Origin of the sequence: Dorea formicigenerans, from assembly GCF_025150245.1 — a bacterium.
In the GTDB taxonomy this organism is placed as follows: domain Bacteria; phylum Bacillota; class Clostridia; order Lachnospirales; family Lachnospiraceae; genus Dorea; species Dorea formicigenerans.
In genome coordinates this window covers 1,535,904-1,551,558 of sequence record NZ_CP102279.1, presented here as the reverse complement: position 1 = coordinate 1,551,558, position 15,655 = coordinate 1,535,904, and the positions used below count along the sequence as shown (strand labels likewise).

Genomic DNA, 15,655 nt, shown 5'->3' with positions numbered 1-15,655 from the left:
TGATCTATGAAACGAAAGCTCATAACACTGGCAATTATTATCCTGTGTTTTCTCTTGCAAAGTACCATTTTCCCATCACTGGCTTTTGCCGGCGTGCAGCCAAATCTTTTTATAATCGTAACAGCATCTTTCGGATTTATGCGAGGACGTAAAGAAGGTATGGCTGTTGGTGTGATCTGTGGACTTTTGACAGACGTTTTCTGGGGAAACACAATTGGATTTTATATACTTTTATATACTGTGATTGGATATTTAAACGGAACATTTGAACGTTTGTTTTATGATGAAGATATTAAACTGCCTTTAGTACTTATCAGTGGCAGTGAACTAATTTACGGTGGCATTATCTGCTTTTGCGGATATATCCTGAAAGGTGACTTTAGTTTCGGAACCTATCTGATTCATATTATCCTGCCAGAACTTGTATACACTATTTTAGCAACTTTGATCGTATATCAGATCATCTTACACATTAACAAAAAACTAGAAGCAGAAGAGCAAAGGAGTGCAAGCCGATTTGTATAATTTGTGGAACCGGATCAAATCCGGCATAAGTGATATCGTAAAATCAAGAACATTTATTGCAATTATCATGTTCTGCGTCTTGTCAGCAGTATTACTTCAACGAGTATTTTATCTGCAGATTGTGAAAGGACAGAACTATACCGACAAATATGAACTTCAGATTCAAAAAACAAAAGAGGTCGAAGGAACCCGCGGCAATATTTATGACCGCAACGGTGTTCTGCTTGCCTACAATGAACTGGCTTATTCTGTTACCATTCAGGATAATGGAGACTATGATAAAAAATCCGAAAAAAATAAAGCTTTAAATCAAATTGTAACGAAAGTTATTAATATTGTGGAAAGTAATGGTGATTCCGTCATCAATGATTTTGGTATTATTCTGGATGCCAATAGTGAATACTCTTTTGTAGCAGAAAGTGATACCCAGCGCCTGCGTTTCATCGCAGATGTATACGGCAAAAAAACCATTGATGAATTATCGGACAAGCAAAAGTCCCAGTCTGCTGCCGACATCATGCATTACTTATGTACCGATAAAACTTACGGTTATGGTATCAACGAGAAAAAGCTGGACAAGACTATGATTTTGAAACTGGTCAATGTACGTTATGCAATGTCTCTGAACAGTTATCAGAAATATATCTCTACTACGATTGCATCCGATGTCAGTGACCAGACTGTGGCTGATATTATGGAAAACAGTGATTCTCTGCAGGGCGTTAACATTGAAGAAGAATCCTTACGCCGATATACAGACAGTAAATGTTTTTCAAATGTAATTGGCTATACCGGACAGATTTCAACAGACGAATATGATGCACTTAGTAAAGAGGATCAGGAAACTTATTCCAAAACGGATACTGTCGGAAAATCCGGACTTGAAAAAGTCCTGGATTCCACACTTCGCAGCAAAAAGGGTGAAGTGAAATTATATGTAAATAACGTTGGTAAAGTTCTGGACACCGTTCAGTCTACAGAACCAAAAGCTGGCAATGATGTATATCTGTCTTTGGATGCTAATCTTCAAAAAGCAGCCTATAATATTCTGGAACAGGAGCTTGCCGGAATTCTTCTTTCCAAAATCCAAAACGCTTTGGATTTTGATCGGAATTCTGTCAGTGACGGAAGTGACGTTATGATTCCGATTGGCGATGTTTATAACGCACTCATTACCAATGATGTTGTAAATATGACTCATTTCAGTGAGAATGATGCAAAATCAACCGAACAAGAAGTTTATAATACATTTTCCGGATACAAAGAGCAGGTTCTGGCAAGTCTTTCCAGTACACTTGCAGATCCTAATGCAGCTGCATACAAAGATGATTCTAAGGAAATGCAGGCTTATCTGAGTTATATTGTTACAGATATATTGACAAATAATACCGGCATTTTAAATTCCAGTGTCATCGACAAAAATGATGAAACCTATAAAGCATGGAAAACAGATGAGACCATCAATGTTTACACATTTTTAAATTATGCTGTTTCTCAGAACTGGATTGATACCTCAAAGCTTCAAAATTATACAAGCAATGGGGGTAAATATTCGGATTCCTCGGAAACTTTTCAGGCAATTATTTCATACTTAAATGAACATTTACAATCAGATAACAGTTTTGACAAGCTGATCTACAAATACATGATCAAAGCCGGATCCATTACTGGTCGTGAACTTTGTACGATTCTCTACGAGCAGAATATACTTAATTACGATGAATCTCAATATAATGCACTCGCAAGTGGCGCAACAACAGCTTATGACTTTATGCGTGGAAAGATCCAGACACTGGAGATTACACCTGGACAGCTCGGTCTGGAACCATGTACAGGTTCTTTTGTCATGACAGATACTTCCACAGGTCAGGTTCTGGCATGTGTATCTTATCCGGGATATGACAATAACCGACTTGCAAACAATATGGACTCAACTTATTACAATCAGCTTGTAACAGCAAGTTCCCGTCCATTCTACAATAATGCGACACAGGAAAAGACCGCACCGGGATCTACTTACAAACCTTTGTCTGCCATAGCCGGACTTACCGAAGGTGTTATCAGTACAGATTCCCATCTTCCGTGCCATGGTATTTATGAAAAGATTGAACCAAATCCAAAATGCTGGATTTACCCAAATGCACATGGCAGTCTGGATGTGTCAGGTGCAATTGAGAACTCTTGTAACAGTTTCTTTTATGAAGTCGGTTACAGATTAAGTCTGAAAGACAACGGAATCAATTCCATCAGCCAGGATAATAATCAAGGTGATGCAACGAATGCTTACTATTCCAGTGAACTTGGACTCCAGAAGCTTTCAAAATATGCTCAGATGTTTGGACTTGGAACCACTTCTGGAATGGAAATTCCAGAGGCTGATCCACAAATTTCCGATGATTCTTCTGTACCATCTGCAATTGGACAGGGTACCAACAACTACACGACAAGTCAGCTTGCCCGCTATGTTACTACGATTGCAAATAAAGGAACACTTTTTGATCTGACACTCCTGAACAAGACCACTGATGTCAAAGGCAATGTCATTGAAGAATCACAGCCAAAAATCGATAATACTCTGTCAGATATTTCTGCGAGCACATGGGATGCTGTACACGAAGGAATGCGTAATGTAGTACTTGTATCTCATAGTAGTACATTTTCGGATATTAACAGGAGCGGATTCCAGTTATCCGGTAAGACCGGAACAGCTCAGCAGAGTAAAACGCATCCGGACCATGCGCTTTTCATAGGATTTGCGCCAAGCGATTCACCGGAAGTTGCTTTTGCAACTCGTATCGCCAATGGTTATAGTTCTACTTATGCAGCAGAAGTAGCCAGAGACGTTATGAAATATTATTACCAGCTCACTCCGGAAAATGAATTGATAACCGGAACAGCTTCAAGCATTGGTTCAAATGCTTCAAATGAAGGCTAGGAGCAGCTTGCCTTTCAAAAGACAAAATGGTTCATGAAACACATAGCGAAAAGAATATTTAAAAGCATGAAACAAAGCCATTGACAGGAGGAAGTTATTCATGGGCGAAGTAATTGTTATTACATCAGGAAAAGGCGGTGTAGGTAAGACCACTACAACAGCAAATATTGGTGCGGGACTCTCTTGGTTAGGAAAGAAAGTCATTGTCATTGATACCGATCTTGGTCTTCGCAACCTTGACGTAGTTATGGGACTGGAAAATCAGATTGTCTATAATCTGGTCGATGTGATTGAAGGAACCTGTCGATTGAAACAGGCAGCAATCCGGGATCGCAGATATGAAAATCTCTATCTGCTTCCATCTGCCCAGACAAAAGATAAATCAGCAATTTCACCGGAACAGATGAAAAAGCTGGCTTCAGAATTGAAAGAGGAATTTGATTATGTACTTTTAGACTGTCCGGCCGGAATCGAACAGGGATTCCAAAATGCAATAGCCGGAGCTGATCGTGCTCTTGTTGTCACAACACCGGAGGTTTCCGCAATCCGTGATGCTGACCGCATCATTGGACTGTTGGAAAAAAATCAGATTCGCAATAGTTCGCTAATCGTTAATCGCATCCGAATGGATATGGTCAGACGAGGGGATATGATGTCCATTGATGATGTGACTGAAATTCTCTCCATTCCACTGATTGGAGCCATTCCAGATGACGAGCAGGTTGTTGTTGCCACGAATCAGGGGGAACCGGTCATCAGCCTGGATTCCCTGGCCGGAAAAGCCTATACAAATATATGCAAGCGTATTCTCGGCCTTGAAGTACCTTTCTTGAATCTTTCCGGACATCAAGGACTATTTTCAAAGCTGTCCGGTGTCTTTCATAAAAAATAGGAGGGTACATACAGCATGTTAAAAAAATCTTCTGTGTCTGTTGCGAAAAGCAGATTGAAACTGCTGATCGTGTCAGACCGCATAAGCTGTTCTCCGGCAGAATATGAGAACATTTCCAGAGATTTATTCCAGACATTATCCAAATATCTGGAACTTACAGAAGATAACTTTCATGTTGAAATATACAGAACACATATTTTCATTTCATATGTAGGAGAAGAAACGTGAGATTACCAAGATTAACAAAACCTTATAAACTCAGAGATTACAAGTTCAGCCTTGTTCTGCTTGTATTTGCATTATCCGTGATTGGCGTTATGGTTGTAGGCAGTGCGAAGGCATCTGTTCAGAACAAGCAGATTTTTGGTGTCTGTGTAGGATTCATTCTTATGATGATTGTATCTTTGATCGATTATATATGGATTCTTAATTTTTACTGGATTATATACGCAGTTGCAATATTAAGTTTGTTATCTGTACTTGTCTTCGGGCACACAGCCAACGGCGCAAAGCGTTGGATTGACTTGGGATTTACAACTTTTCAGCCATCAGAACTAGCAAAAATTCTTTTAATTTTGTTTTTTGCAAGATTTCTTATGGATCACAAAGATGATATTAACGATACAGTCACATTGATTAAATATGCAGTGCTTGCCGGAATTCCGCTTGCTTTAATTCTGGTAGAGCCGAACCTTTCTACTACGATCTGCACTGCACTTGTCATCTGCCTGTTGATCTATGTTGGAGGACTGAGTTACAAATTTATCGGAACTGTACTTCTTATATTAGTTCCAGTGGCTATTATCTTTTTAAGTATCGCTGTCCAGCCAAACCAGCCATTTTTGAAAGACTATCAGCAAAAGCGTATTCTTGCTTTCCTGGAGCCTGAAAAGTATGCCAGTGATGAAGCATATCAGCAGAATAACTCTGAGATGGCAATCGGATCTGGTCAGCTTACCGGAAAAGGTCTGAATAACAATACTACTACCTCTGTAAAAAATGGTAACTATATCTCAGAGCCACAGACGGATTTTATCTTCGCCATTATTGGCGAGGAACTTGGGTTTGTTGGATGTTGTATTATTATTGCGTTATTACTACTTGTTGTGATACAATGTATATTGATTGGAATGCGATCGCGGGATCTCGCTGGAAAGATCATATGTAGTGGCGTTGGAGGTCTGATTGGATTCCAAAGTTTTATTAATATAAGTGTAGCAACAAATATGCTTCCGAATACCGGAGTACCGTTGCCATTTATCAGTTATGGCCTGACATCACTTGTAAGTTTATATATCGGTATTGGATTTGTCTTAAATGTCGGACTGCAACAAAAAAAATATCAATAAAGGAGTGAACGCAATGAATATAGGTCTTGTCGCTCATGATTCAAAGAAAACACTGATGCAGAATTTCTGTATTGCTTACCGTGGAATTCTGAGTAAACACGAACTTTATGCTACCGGTACAACTGGAAGACTCATCGAAGAGGTAACGAATCTGAATGTTCACAAATATCTAGCTGGTCCACTTGGTGGAAAGGAACAGCTCGGAGCTCAGATTGCTCAGAATGATATTGATGCATTAATTTTTTTAAGAGAACCTATGAACCCAAAACCTCATGAGCCGGAGGTCAATGATTTATTCCGCCTTTGCGATACTTATAATATCCCAATGGCAACAAATCTTGCAACAGCTGAACTGATTATTTTAGCAATTGACAGAGGAGATTTAGACTGGCGTGAAATGTACAGATAACTCTTCCAAAAGCAGAAGAGCAAGAAATAAACGAAATAAAAGAAAAAAACAAATAAGAAACAGATGGGTCGCATGCCTGTCTGTTATTCTTATGATACAGTGTATTGCAGCTGTCAATATCTATAAAGGCAGCAACAAAACAGAATCTCTGGTACAGGAATATGAAACTTCCAATTATACAAAAACTTTGTATCGGGGGCAGCTATTTGCCGAAAATCTGTGTACAGCATCTGAAGACATTCCGTTATCTGTTAAATCTTCCGATACTGGTTCTGACTCAGTTTCCGAAAATGCTTCTGCTGCTGGTAATCCACTTGGTTTTGAACCAGAGTCCGTACATGCAGTAGGGCTTTTTGACGTGAATAACGCCGAAACAGATTGTGCTTATAATATTCATAAGAAAATCTATCCTGCAAGCACAACGAAGATCCTGACCGCCCTGGTTGCTTTGGAGAATGGAAATTTATCTGATACGGTCACAGTGGCTGATGAAGCTGATTCTGGTAAATTTGCAGCAGATGAACAGACATGTGGCATCAAAGCAGGTGATCAGCTCACACTGGAAGATCTGTTGAACGGTCTTCTTTTATATTCCGGCAACGACAATGCTGTTGCCATTGCTGACCACATTGCAGGCAGTACAGAAAAATTTGCAGAGATGATGAATGCTGAAGCCAAAAAACTCATGGCAACAAACAGTCATTTTGTGAATCCAAGTGGTCTTCATGACGATAACCATTATACGACTGCTTATGATCTGTATCTGATTTTTAATGAATGTATCAAACATGATGATTTTGTAAAGATTATTAACAGCAGTTCCTATACTGCACATATTACCGGTGCAGATGGAACAAAACGAGATGTGAAATGGGAGCCTACCAACTATTATGCAAAAGGAGAAGCGACTCCTCCTGATAATGTCACGATCATCGGCGGCAAGACCGGTACAACAAAAGGAGCCGGAAACTGCCTAATTCTCCTTACAAAGGACAGTTCTGGAAATCCCTACATTTCCATTATTATGGGAGCCGGATCAAAGCCTCTTCTTTATCAGGATATGACATCTATGCTCAGTAAAATTTAGTTGCACTAAAAAGGTATATCAAAAGGGGCATCCTCATAGGGATACCCCTTGGTTTGTTCTTAGCCTGCTTTATGAGCAGACATCTGTCATATCTTTCATGCGACCGTACAAGCTGATCAGGTAAAGTCCACAGATACCTACGATTGTATAGATAATCCTGGATAACCAGGACAGATTTCCAAATAAGAAAGCTACCAGATCAAACCGGAATATCCCAACGAGCAACCAGTTGACAGCCCCGATAATTACAATTGTAAGAGCTGTATTGTCAAACCATTTCATATAGATTCCTCCTTTTTTGTACTACCTATATTATGTACAAAGTTCAAGGATTTATGCAAAAGGACCATATTTATGTATTACACTTATTCAGATTATTTAAAAAATAAATATCATGAAAAGGTTTATAAACTTCCTGTCAATCTTCCTGTTACCTGCCCAAACCGTTTAAACGGAGCATGTGGCTGCGATTTCTGTGCGGAACAGGGAACAGGATTTGAAGCTTTAAATCCTCAATTATCTGTGAGAGAACAATTAACTCTGACTCGAGAAAAGATTGAAAAAAAATATCATGCACATAAATTTATTGCTTATTTTCAAAACTACACGAATACATTTTTACCCATTGACAGATTTGAAAAATATATGCGGGAAGGCGCAAGCTTTCCGGATGTTGTAGAAATTTCCATTTCGACCAGACCGGACTGTATCCGCTCTGATTATTTGAAAATTCTTGAAAAAATCCGTTCAGAATTTCAAGTAGAGATTACTTTGGAACTTGGACTTCAGACTGTAAATTACCATACATTAAGAAATATACATCGCGGACATACATTAGCCGAATTTATTGATGCTGTGTGGATGATCCGAGATTATCACTTTGACACCTGTGCACATGTTATTCTCAACTTGCCAGGTGATGATCTGATTGATGCTATTGAATCTGCAAAGATACTGTCTGCACTTCAGGTCAGCACAGTCAAACTCCATTCTCTCTATATTGCTAAAAACACAAGGTTGTGTGAAGCTTATGAAAATGGTACAATAACTCTGTGTTCAAAAGAAGAATATATCACACGTGCAATTACATTTTTGGAATACCTTAATCCAGAAATTGCCGTGGAACGGCTTTTCAGCCGTATTCCCGAAAATGATGCCGTTTTTTGTAACTGGGGCACAAGCTGGTGGAAACTAAAAGATGAACTACTTAGCACGATGCAGAAAACAGACAGCTACCAGGGAAAAATGTATCATTATTTACATGGAGCAGCTTTAAGGTCTTTAGATGGCTCTGATAATTTATAATACTTTGTCTGCTTTGCAGATCTAAATATTACGACTTGTCTAAGAATCTTGAATCATTAAAAGGAGGCCGACGTTGGCAGAAAATCATACTACAAATATTACTGCATTTCGGAAAAAATGGAATATTAATATCGGAATTGTCATCTTTGGAGTGGTATTCATATATCTGCTTGTCACGGTTCTTATGTACCTGACAAGTAAGCATATTTCGGCATATGAAGTCAGAGAGGGCAGCATTTTAAAAGATAATGCCTATACCGGACTGGCAATCCGCAATGAAGAGGTCGTGACTGCCGAGCAGTCAGGTTATATTAACTATTTTGTGTCAGAAGCCAGCAAAGTTGGTGCAAAAACAAAAGTATATTCTCTTTCTCCAAAACAATTAGAATTTAATGACACAGTTTCTACAGATTCGCAGGAACTGACTGCCGAAGAACGAGATTCCATCTATTTAAAGACCCAGTCCTTTAGTGAAAATTACAATGGCAGCAGTTTCAACGAGGTTTATTCTTTAAGAGATGAAATTTCCTCTGTTCTGGAAAGCAAATCTAATCAAAGTCGCCAGGCACAATTAGATGAGATGGTACAGGCAGGTACTGACGGGCTTCAGGTATTCAATGCTCAGTCCGACGGTGTGATTCTTTATTCTACAGATGGATATGAGAATCTGACCGTCAGTGATGTCACTGCTGATATGCTTTCAAAAAAGAACTATAATTCCGTAAACATAAAAAACAATTCAAAGGTAAATTCCGGAGAAGCTATCTATAAACTTGTGAAAGATGATGACTGGTCACTGGTCATTCCACTGGATGATAAAACAGCTAAAAATCTGGCTGATACGAAAAGCGTAAAGGTTCAGTTCACAAAAGATCAGGTGAAAGAACGTGCCTCTTTTCAAGTATACAGTGCCAAAAACACAAACCTTGGTATCCTTACATTTCATACTTCCATGGTCCGCTATGCGAAAGACCGTTATCTGGATATTGAATTAATTTTAGAAGATGAATCCGGACTTAAAATTCCAAAGTCCTCTGTGACAAAAAAAGACTTTTATCTTGTACCGGAAAATTATCTGACACAAGGCGGCAACAGTAAAGAAACTGGTGTTTTAATCAATAACGATTCTGACGATGCCCAGTTTAAAAAAGTTGATATCTATTATCGAGATACAGAAACTGGCATGGTTTATCTGGATCCAAATGCATTTGATAAAAATACAACTTTAATAAAACCTGATTCACCTGAAACATACAAGCTTAAGAAAACAAAATCTTTACAGGGAGTCTATAATATCAATAAAGGATATGCTGTATTTAAACAAATCCATATACTGTGTGAAAGTGATGAATACTATATCGTTGAATCTGGAAATTCCTATGGTCTGGCTAATTATGACCATATTGCACTTGTTGGCAAAGATGTAAGAGAAAATGATATTGTTTATTAAGGAGCTGATAAAAATGTTAAAAGAAAATCTGGAAAATGTAGAACAGAAAATTCAGGCTGCATGCGAAAGAAGTGGGCGTGACCGCTCAGAAGTTACTCTGATCGCAGTCAGTAAAACCAAACCGGCAGAAATGGTCCAGGAAGCTTATGATCTTGGAATCCGTCTTTTCGGTGAAAATAAAGTTCAGGAAATCATGGATAAGTCGGAAGTACTTCCTGCTGATATTCACTGGCATATGATCGGCCATCTTCAGCGCAACAAGATCAAATATATCATTGATAAAGTGGATTTGATTCATTCTGTTGACAGTTTGAGACTTGCCGAAGCGATTGAAAAAGAAGCAGCTAAGAAACATGTAATTGCAAAAGTCCTGATTGAAGTAAATGTAGGAAGAGAAGAGAGCAAATTCGGATTTCTTCCGGAAGAATTAGATGATTTTGTTGAAAAAGCTTCTGATTTTTCACATATTCAGTTTATGGGACTCATGACAAGCGCTCCATTTGTTGATAATCCAGAAGAAAATAGACCAATTTTCGCAGAATTAAGGAAATTATCTGTTGACATAGCGCGTAAAAACGCCCATAATATGTCTATGAGTATACTTTCCATGGGTATGACCAATGATTATGAAGTTGCAATTGAAGAAGGTGCAACAATGGTTCGTGTGGGAACAGCCATTTTTGGTGCCCGTAATTATGCTCAAACAAACGTAAGATAGGAGATATTACAAAATGGGAGTATTAGATAAGTTTTTGGACATCATGAAGTTAAGTGATGATGATGAGTATGATGAAGATGACTTCTTTGATGATGACGAATATGATGATGAATACGAAGAAAAGCCAAAAAAGAGTATCTTCCGCAGAGAAAAGACTCATGATGAAAGTGACGAAGACGATTACGAACTTCCTGCCAAGTCTCAGCAGCGTCCGGCCCGTTCTAATAATAAAGTAACTCCGATGCGTCAGCCAGCACGTCGCACAGGTGTAAGCATGGAAGTCTGTGTTATTAAACCGACATCTGTAGAAGATGCCAGAGAGATCACAGAAACATTATTAAGCGGACGTACTGTTATTCTGAATCTGGAAGGACTGGATCTTGAGGTTGCTCAGAGAATCATTGATTTTACATCTGGTGCTACATATGCAATCAGTGGAAATCTTCAGAAGATATCCAATTACATCTTCCTTGTCACACCTACTAATGTTGACATTTCCGGAGATTTACAGGATTTACTGAACACTTCTCTTGACACATCTTCAATGCGTACAAGATTTTAATTAAAAGTTTTTCAGAGTATTTATAATAGTGAGCGTTTATGAATAAAGAGGAACAATTATTGGAAAAACGGCTGATTGAATTATCTAATCTTGCATTCAGTCGTGATATTGTTACATTTTCAGATTTTCTGAATTTGAATGAATTGAATATCCTGCACAGGACCCCGAAAGATCAGTTTAAAGCGAGGTTCGAAACGTATGGAGGTTATGAGTTAGCAGAGCGTCAGATGGTTGCATTTCTACCTGATGCTCTTTATTATGACTACGGTTACCCAATGCAGGCTCTTAAAATCTGTCCGGTGAACAAGCGTTTTGCAGAAGATCTGACACATCGTGATTATCTGGGGGCTATTATGAATCTTGGAACCAGTCGTACCAAGATCGGTGATATTATTCAAGCAGACGATGGTGCTATTGTTTTTGTAAAAGAGGAGATTTCAGACTATATTATGAAAAATCTCACACGGATCAGGCATACAACTATCACCGTGGAACGCAGAGAACTTTCAGATATTTCCTATGAACCTCATTTTGAGGAATTGAAAGGAACAGTTCCTTCCGTGCGCCTTGACACTGTGCTTTCGGTCGCATACCCACTTTCCCGGAGTAAACTGACCACATATATCGAAGCTGCAAAAGTGTTTGTAAACGGTAAACTGATCACGAATAATGGCTATCATCTGAATGAAGGCGATTTGATTTCCGTCCGTGGACTTGGACGAATCGCTTATGCAGGAATTCTGTCCGAGACAAAAAAAGGACGTTACATGATTTCTCTTAGAAAATATATTTAAAATATCCGGAATATGACAGTATTTTTGAAACTTCGAATCAGAAAGGACTTTTATAAATTATGGATTCAATAAAATCACGCGGCAGACATTATATTTCAGCAATATTACTTGTATTAGTTGGTGTATGGTTCGATCAGTTCACAAAAACTTTAGCTGTGGATCATCTAAAAGGACAGGATCCTTTTATTCTGTTCAAAAATGTGTTTCAGTTTGAATACCTAGAGAATCACGGAGCAGCATTTGGCATTCTGCAGAATAAACAGATTTTCTTTTTTATCATTGTACTGATCATTTCAGTATTTATTATCTGGTTCTATCTGCATGTCCCAATGACAAAAAAACTACTGCCATTACGAATTTGTGCCGTATTTATTTTCTCTGGTGCAATTGGCAATTTTATTGATCGGTTAAAACTAGGGTATGTCGTGGATTTCTTTTATTTTAAACTGATCGACTTTCCAGTTTTCAATGTAGCTGACATCTATGTAACAGTCGGAACATTTATACTTGCTTTTTTATTGTTGTTTTATTATAAGGAGGAAGACCTTGACAGAATATTTCACAGTTGAAAATGAAGAAGGAGACCGTATTGACCGTTATCTTGCTGAGGAGATGCCGGAACGATCTAGATCATATCTTCAAAAATTAATTAAAGAACAATATATTAAAGTCAACAACAAGCCTGTAAAAGCCAATTACAGGCTTGTTTTAGGTGACAGGGTAGAAGTATGTATCCCAGAGGCAAAAGAACCCGATATCGAGCCAGAAAACATTCCTCTGGACATTTTGTATGAAGATGAAGATGTAATTGTCGTCAATAAGCCAAAACAAATGGTAGTCCATCCTGCCCCTGGGCATTACAGTGGAACATTGGTCAATGCTTTAATGTATCATTGTGGTAATGAGCTCTCCGGTATCAACGGCACTTCCCGTCCCGGAATCGTACACCGCATCGATATGGATACAACCGGTTCTCTGATCATCTGTAAAAATGACATGGCTCACCAGAGCCTTGCTGTGCAATTAGAAGAACACTCTATTAATCGAATTTACGAAGCCATTGTACATGGAAATATCAAAGAAGAAGAAGGAACTGTAAATGCACCTATCGGACGTCATCCAACAGATCGTAAGAAAATGAGCATCCATGCTAAAAATGCAAGAAATGCCATTACCCATTACAAAGTGCTGAAACGCTTTGGCGACTACACTTATATCCAATGTAAGCTTGAAACCGGGCGTACACATCAAATTCGCGTACACATGGCAAGTATTGGACACCCACTTCTCGGTGATCAGGTATATGGCCCCAAAAAATGTCCATTTTCTAAGCTCGTAGGGCAGACCCTGCATGCTAGAACACTTGGATTTATCCACCCACGTACTAATGAATATATTGAAGTAAATGCTCCTTTACCTGATTATTTTTTGAATTTATTAGAGAAATTAAATTAAATTTTCTATACATTTCACGCAATTTATAGTATAATGTCTATATATTTAAAGGAGCGTGATAAATATGACAAATACAATTATTACAATCGGACGTGAATTTGGTAGTGGAGGATGCGAGATAGGTCATAAATTAGCTGAAAAATTAGGTATTAAATGTTACGACAAAGATATGCTGGATCTTGCAGCAAAAGAAAGCGGAATATGCCAGGAGATTTTTGAAAGCCATGATGAAAAACCAACAAACAGCTTTCTGTATTCTCTAGTAATGGATACATATTCCTTTGGTTATTCATCCGGAAGTTATACGGATATGCCATTAAATCATAAGGTTTTTCTTGCACAATTTGATGCGATAAAAAAGATTGCAAAAGCCGGACCTTGTGTTCTTGTCGGAAGATGTGCAGATTATGCATTAGAAGATAATCCTGAGCTTTTAAGCGTATTTATTCATGCAAATATGGATGCCCGTATCCGCCGTATCGCACGTGATTTTGATCTGACAGATGCAAAGGCAAAAGATATGATCCGTAAGACAGATAAACAGCGTAGCAGCTATTATAATTATTATACAAACAAACGCTGGGGAGATGCAAACAGCTATCAGTTCTGTCTGGATAGTTCCAAACTCGGCATTGAAGGTACTGTTGACGCGATTCTTAAACTGATTGAAATCAAAGATGATCAGAAAATTAATAAAAAGATATACTAAATGAAAAAATCCCGGGTATCATAGTTGAGACCTTTTAACTTCAGTCTTATATAACAATAAAAAATAAGAAAGCGGAACATTTTCTCAGTCAGAAATAGATTCTGCTTTCTTATTTTTTATTCAACTGTTTTAGTTTTTTGTTTGAATACTATTTTCTTACATCAAAAATCAAAAAAATTTTAATTTTTAAAATTTATTCTCTTAATTTCACTGCAGACGCCGCCATACGGCGTCTGTCTTCATCAATAGCTGCATAATGTTTTTTGGTCGTATTAACATCTTTATGCCCCAGGACATCTGCCACAAGATAAATATCACCTGTTTCCTTATATAGCGACGTGCCATAGGTACTACGAAGCTTATGAGGTGTGATTTTTTTATTCGGAGTTACCTGACGGGCATATTTCTTCACCATATTCTCAATTGCCTGAACCCCCATACGCTTTCTTTGCGTTGACAAAAATAAGGCTTCTTCATGGCCGGAGAGGGGAGTAATGACTTTCCTGTCAGCTTCAATGTAATTCTCAAGTGCATCCGCAACCTCATCACCAAAATAAACAACCATCTGGCTTCCGCCTTTTCGCGTAACCGTAATTCCATTATTCTTAAAATCTACATCTGTAAGATTTAAACCTACACACTCTGAAACACGGATTCCAGTACCGAGAAGAAGTGTAAGAATCGCCAGATCACGATTCTTTGTTTTCTGATAATATGCAAGTGCCTGTCCAGTCAGATGTTCTCCTGCAGATTCCACATAATCCAAAAGCATTGCCACCTCATCAATATCCAAACGTATAATCGCCTTGTCATGAAGCTTTGGCATATCTACTAAAAGCGTCGGATTCGTGGCAATGTACTGATGCTTAAAGTAATACGAATAAAAGCTTCTAAGCGCTGACATTTTACGTTTTAACCCACGTTCACCGTTGGTAATCATTTCGTTGTCCTCACGCTTATAAACCTTCAGATATTCCATATATTCTTCAATATCAACAGGCTCAATACGCTCCAGATCCTGAACCCGGAACTGATCCATCGTATAATTCTTGTAAATCGGATTATTTTCTAATAAAAAATGAAAGAACACCCGGATATCATATGCATAATTGATTCTCGTCTTTGCAGACGATTTGGGCTCCATAGCCCGGAAATAATCCTTCGCGAATGGCGGCAAAGTCTTTAAGACTTCTCTAAGTCTCAGTGTCTGGTCTATCTGTGTCTGCTTGTAATAATCGCTTGTCATAGTTGATGATTTAGTTATTGTTTTGTCTGCCATAATATTTTCCCCTCGTATTAATTACGTTATGTGTCTATATGATCCTTTGAATATTGGAATATCCTTTATTTCATATAAAAATCTACGTAAATTATACCATAACTTCATCTTCATATCTACATCTTTTGGAAAAATCGGTGTTTGTCGTATAGATTGATTTTACTAATGTGAACATATATATAAATA

The 15,655-nt window shown here is 38.2% G+C and carries 17 protein-coding genes; 15 read left to right on the top strand and 2 right to left on the bottom strand.

All coding sequences use genetic code 11. The annotated features are described in order from the left end of the window. The first annotated feature begins 6 nt into the window (after positions 1-6). The 7 genes from mreD (at position 7) to NQ560_RS07655 (ending at position 7,197) form a co-directional block, all read left to right on the top strand. Positions 7-525 (top strand): rod shape-determining protein MreD, encoded by a 519-nt coding sequence (mreD, locus tag NQ560_RS07685; protein ID WP_005332738.1) that lies wholly within the window; start codon positions 7-9, stop codon positions 523-525. Next, positions 518-3,460 carry a penicillin-binding transpeptidase domain-containing protein gene (locus NQ560_RS07680; protein WP_207635667.1) on the top strand — a complete coding sequence of 981 codons (2,943 nt, stop codon included), beginning with the start codon at positions 518-520 and terminating at the stop codon, positions 3,458-3,460. Before mreD ends, NQ560_RS07680 begins: the two co-directional genes overlap by 8 nt. Positions 3,461-3,560: 100 nt before the next feature. Continuing rightward, a complete protein-coding gene (minD, locus tag NQ560_RS07675; RefSeq protein ID WP_005332740.1) occupies positions 3,561-4,352 on the top strand; it encodes a septum site-determining protein MinD in 792 nt (263 codons plus the stop codon). Between the two features lie 15 nt (positions 4,353-4,367). Further along, a complete protein-coding gene (locus NQ560_RS07670; RefSeq protein WP_005332744.1) occupies positions 4,368-4,580 on the top strand; it encodes a cell division topological specificity factor MinE in 213 nt (70 codons plus the stop codon). Next, on the top strand, positions 4,577-5,701 hold the full coding sequence (locus NQ560_RS07665; protein ID WP_005332746.1) for an FtsW/RodA/SpoVE family cell cycle protein: 1,125 nt from the start codon (positions 4,577-4,579) through the stop codon (positions 5,699-5,701). Before NQ560_RS07670 ends, NQ560_RS07665 begins: the two co-directional genes overlap by 4 nt. Positions 5,702-5,714: 13 nt before the next feature. Beyond that, entirely contained in the window at positions 5,715-6,110 is a 396-nt protein-coding gene (locus NQ560_RS07660) for a methylglyoxal synthase (protein ID WP_005336385.1), read from the top strand. Further along, entirely contained in the window at positions 6,094-7,197 is a 1,104-nt protein-coding gene (locus tag NQ560_RS07655) for a D-alanyl-D-alanine carboxypeptidase family protein (protein ID WP_005332749.1), read from the top strand. The genes NQ560_RS07660 and NQ560_RS07655 overlap by 17 nt, the downstream gene beginning before the upstream one ends. A gap of 69 nt (positions 7,198-7,266) precedes the next feature. On the opposite strand, the gene NQ560_RS07650 is transcribed toward NQ560_RS07655, so the two are convergent. Continuing rightward, positions 7,267-7,479, bottom strand: a complete 213-nt coding sequence (locus NQ560_RS07650) for a DUF378 domain-containing protein (RefSeq protein ID WP_005332750.1) — start codon at positions 7,477-7,479, stop codon at positions 7,267-7,269. 72 nt (positions 7,480-7,551) lie between these two features. Here NQ560_RS07650 and mnmL point away from each other — a divergent pair, with 72 nt between their 5' ends. From mnmL to NQ560_RS07610, 8 genes are all read left to right on the top strand, one after another. Further along, positions 7,552-8,502, top strand: coding sequence for a tRNA modification radical SAM protein MnmL/YtqA (gene mnmL / locus NQ560_RS07645; protein ID WP_005332752.1), 951 nt, complete (start codon positions 7,552-7,554; stop codon positions 8,500-8,502). A gap of 73 nt (positions 8,503-8,575) precedes the next feature. Then, positions 8,576-9,952 (top strand): biotin/lipoyl attachment domain-containing protein, encoded by a 1,377-nt coding sequence (locus NQ560_RS07640; RefSeq protein ID WP_005332754.1) that lies wholly within the window; start codon positions 8,576-8,578, stop codon positions 9,950-9,952. Between the two features lie 13 nt (positions 9,953-9,965). Then, the gene (locus NQ560_RS07635) at positions 9,966-10,670 is read left to right on the top strand and encodes a YggS family pyridoxal phosphate-dependent enzyme (protein ID WP_040015477.1); all 705 of its coding nucleotides are present in this window, start codon (positions 9,966-9,968) and stop codon (positions 10,668-10,670) included. A 13-nt stretch (positions 10,671-10,683) separates the two neighbouring features. Then, positions 10,684-11,232: a cell division protein SepF gene (locus NQ560_RS07630; protein WP_005332757.1), complete on the top strand. Its 549-nt coding sequence runs from the start codon at positions 10,684-10,686 to the stop codon at positions 11,230-11,232. Between the two features lie 38 nt (positions 11,233-11,270). Next, positions 11,271-12,026: a YlmH family RNA-binding protein gene (locus tag NQ560_RS07625; RefSeq protein ID WP_005332758.1), complete on the top strand. Its 756-nt coding sequence runs from the start codon at positions 11,271-11,273 to the stop codon at positions 12,024-12,026. A 59-nt stretch (positions 12,027-12,085) separates the two neighbouring features. Further along, on the top strand, positions 12,086-12,595 hold the full coding sequence (gene lspA / locus NQ560_RS07620; protein ID WP_005332759.1) for a signal peptidase II: 510 nt from the start codon (positions 12,086-12,088) through the stop codon (positions 12,593-12,595). Then, positions 12,573-13,481 (top strand): RluA family pseudouridine synthase, encoded by a 909-nt coding sequence (locus tag NQ560_RS07615; RefSeq protein WP_005332760.1) that lies wholly within the window; start codon positions 12,573-12,575, stop codon positions 13,479-13,481. The genes lspA and NQ560_RS07615 overlap by 23 nt, the downstream gene beginning before the upstream one ends. Before the next feature lie 64 nt (positions 13,482-13,545). Continuing rightward, positions 13,546-14,190 (top strand): cytidylate kinase-like family protein, encoded by a 645-nt coding sequence (locus NQ560_RS07610; RefSeq protein ID WP_005332761.1) that lies wholly within the window; start codon positions 13,546-13,548, stop codon positions 14,188-14,190. Between the two features lie 193 nt (positions 14,191-14,383). On the opposite strand, the gene NQ560_RS07605 is transcribed toward NQ560_RS07610, so the two are convergent. Further along, entirely contained in the window at positions 14,384-15,469 is a 1,086-nt protein-coding gene (locus NQ560_RS07605) for a tyrosine-type recombinase/integrase (protein ID WP_005332763.1), read from the bottom strand. Positions 15,470-15,655 lie beyond the last annotated feature (186 nt).

Bases quoted from the DNA above. Each gene is read 5' to 3' on its own strand.
- NQ560_RS07625 (WP_005332758.1), top strand. From the start codon at position 11,271: ATGAATAAAGAGGAACAATTATTGGAAAAACGGCTGATTGAATTATCT.
- NQ560_RS07630 (WP_005332757.1), top strand. From the start codon at position 10,684: ATGGGAGTATTAGATAAGTTTTTGGACATCATGAAGTTAAGTGATGAT.
- NQ560_RS07610 (WP_005332761.1), top strand. From the start codon at position 13,546: ATGACAAATACAATTATTACAATCGGACGTGAATTTGGTAGTGGAGGA.
- NQ560_RS07635 (WP_040015477.1), top strand. From the start codon at position 9,966: ATGTTAAAAGAAAATCTGGAAAATGTAGAACAGAAAATTCAGGCTGCA.
- NQ560_RS07605 (WP_005332763.1), bottom strand. From the start codon at position 15,469: ATGGCAGACAAAACAATAACTAAATCATCAACTATGACAAGCGATTAT.
- NQ560_RS07670 (WP_005332744.1), top strand. From the start codon at position 4,368: ATGTTAAAAAAATCTTCTGTGTCTGTTGCGAAAAGCAGATTGAAACTG.
- mnmL (WP_005332752.1), top strand. From the start codon at position 7,552: ATGTATTACACTTATTCAGATTATTTAAAAAATAAATATCATGAAAAG.
- mreD (WP_005332738.1), top strand. From the start codon at position 7: ATGAAACGAAAGCTCATAACACTGGCAATTATTATCCTGTGTTTTCTC.
- NQ560_RS07650 (WP_005332750.1), bottom strand. From the start codon at position 7,479: ATGAAATGGTTTGACAATACAGCTCTTACAATTGTAATTATCGGGGCT.
- minD (WP_005332740.1), top strand. From the start codon at position 3,561: ATGGGCGAAGTAATTGTTATTACATCAGGAAAAGGCGGTGTAGGTAAG.
- NQ560_RS07660 (WP_005336385.1), top strand. From the start codon at position 5,715: ATGAATATAGGTCTTGTCGCTCATGATTCAAAGAAAACACTGATGCAG.
- lspA (WP_005332759.1), top strand. From the start codon at position 12,086: ATGGATTCAATAAAATCACGCGGCAGACATTATATTTCAGCAATATTA.